At 36.1% G+C, this 2456-nt stretch carries 3 protein-coding genes and 1 riboswitch; all 3 genes read right to left on the bottom strand.

Annotated features, from left to right (window positions below):
* A partial coding sequence (locus WBM70_RS01655) for a hypothetical protein (protein ID WP_424556781.1) occupies positions 1–980 on the bottom strand: 980 nt, incomplete at its 3' end.
* 27 nt (positions 981–1007) lie between these two features.
* Positions 1008–1083, bottom strand: a riboswitch (cyclic di-GMP riboswitch).
* Between the two features lie 90 nt (positions 1084–1173).
* Positions 1174–1878, bottom strand: coding sequence for a response regulator (locus WBM70_RS01650; RefSeq protein WP_424556780.1), 705 nt, complete (start codon positions 1876–1878; stop codon positions 1174–1176).
* On the bottom strand, positions 1878–2456 hold a 579-nt coding region (locus WBM70_RS01645), incomplete at its 5' end, for a sensor histidine kinase (RefSeq protein WP_424556779.1). The genes WBM70_RS01650 and WBM70_RS01645, both read right to left, overlap by 1 nt.

The raw sequence follows: 2456 nt of genomic DNA, 5'->3' as shown, positions 1-2456 counted from the left end.
CCTGTATCCTGTACAAGTAACGTGTCTGATGGAGAGATAGAATCATCAACACCATCTTCATCAAGAAATCTAAAATTTGAGATCTCTGGTAGGGTTGTAGGACGATCATATGACAAGGAAGGATAAGAAAAATAAATTTTGTTGATTGGTGCTACATTATTTCGATTACCACTCACAGAAGAACATCCATTCGTCGGATCATCATCTGTATCTATACAACCACTCAATCCTGCCACAACGGTACCATCAGGATTTGGACTTTCAAGACCAAGATCATTGGAAACCAGTTCATAAGCATACCCTGCAAAATCATTCAGATCGAGCTGCCATACATAATAGGAATCATTAAAACCCCCATCAACAACAGTGTAGAGGTCAGCACTTGTAGCATAATTAACACCATAACATGCATTCCCTACTGCACATCTAAATCCCAAGCGATATGCCCATAGACGACCTCCATCAAGCCTAGGGTTGACAGCTGTTGATGCATCAGGCGTCACAGTCACATCAAAACGTTTAAATACACCATTATTAGTATTTCCACTATCATTAAATATTCTGATCTGATAGGTACCCACTGTTGGAGCGGGAAATTGATAAGGATTATTTAATGTACCGGTAAAATCATCATTACATGCTACATTTCCAGTTGTGCTAGTGAATGTATCAAGCTGTGTCGTTCCTGTTTCATCATATATCTCTATACGAATATCATCACTGTCATTCACAGCACATAAAGATATATTGATCACTTCATTTGCATTTACAATGTCTACATACAATGGTCTGAGTTTTGCTTCAATTCCTGTATCTGTATTATTGTAACTATTGTCATATTCAAAAAGAGGCTGTTCATGTGTTGCACCTTCTTTTAAGCCCATCTGCCAAGAGCCTTCAGCAAACACATGCGTACTTGCGCCTAAAACTAAAAAACTAAAAAGAGTACATACCCTCAACCAAGACCAAATAAATTTCATAACTATCCCCAATTGTATTAGAATTTATTAGGTAACCCGGCGGTCTAAATTTAGATCCGTGGCTTTCTGTCCTATTCTCACGAATAGTTTAGCTTTATCAAATATATAATTTAAAAGGGATGATATCTAAGAAATGTCAAAAAAATGTCATTAATATTGACATTTGTCATAAAAATGATAGATTTTATGAATTTTAAGTACTTTGAAGGGAGTATCCTACTTTACTATGAGAAACGATAGGAAGATCCGGAAGTAGTTTTCGGACTGAATAGACCAGTGTACGCAGTGTAGAATCTGCTATGTTATCATCATCCCAAAGATGTCCAATAAGCATCTCATACCCTACAGTATTATTGATGTTTTTGCTCAAGATCTCGACAAGTTTATTCTGCTTGTTATTCAATTTTACACTCTGCCCATCATAATACAAGGCAAATGATTTCAGTGAGTATGTATAGTATTTATTGATAACGATATCTGTAGGTTCCTCACTTATTTTCACCTCAGAGACTTCACTGTGTATCGAATATCGCTTATATGCGATCTTTAAAGTCGTGATTACCTCTTTACTTGAAAATGGTTTACTTATAAAGCCGTAGGGTGCAAGTTCAAGTAACTCTTCAAGTGTTGCATCGTCATTGTGAGCAGTAATAAAGACGATAGGAAAAGTATAGGTTTCTAAAATTTTTCTAGCCAACTGTATGCCATCCATAGAACCTTTAATGTTGATATCCATCAGGATCATGTCACAGTCGATACTTTTCAATGCTTCAAGTGTATCTGGAGCATTATCAAAACAAGCCGATACATGTACGTCACTGTTTGAAAGTATATCTTGTAGATAACGCTGTGTGATCACTTCATCTTCTACAATCACGACGTTGTTAGGTAAATTCATTATGCATGCTCCTCTTTATCAAAATAGATCTGAATCTTTGTGCCTTTTTCACCATCTATATCGATCGTACTGTGTGCTAAAGTGACACTAAGGTCTTTAATAAGAGTCAACCCCAAAGATTTATAGCTTTGTGAAGTATCAAAACCCTTACCATCATCTTGAATCAATAATCGATATCGGTCACCCAATTGTTTAAAGGAGATATCAATATTTCCTTCCTCTCCGTCAAAAGCATGTTCAATGGCATTGGTCACAGCTTCATTGAAAATAAGACCAATGTTCATGGCTATTCTCATATCTATGATGATGGGATCAATATCTGTACGGATATTATATTCTGTATAGGTTTGCAGACTTTGTCCGATCTCTTCAAGATACTCTTGGATATCTACTTCTTCATAACTGTGATTGGTATAAAGATTCTTATGCATAAGGCTCATCGCTTTTAACCTGTCTACATGTGTTTCAAACATTTTTTTGTATTTAGGGTCATCGATCTTAAAAGATTGGCTCTCAAGCAGACTCATCACCACCTGCATGTTGTTTTTTGTACGATGGTGTACCTCTTTAAAAAGTAT

The organism is Sulfurovum sp. (assembly GCF_049668085.1).
Lineage (GTDB): Bacteria > Campylobacterota > Campylobacteria > Campylobacterales > Sulfurovaceae > Sulfurovum.
The sequence above is the reverse complement of the archived record's forward strand: the minus strand, read 5'-3'. Positions and strand labels throughout refer to the sequence as shown.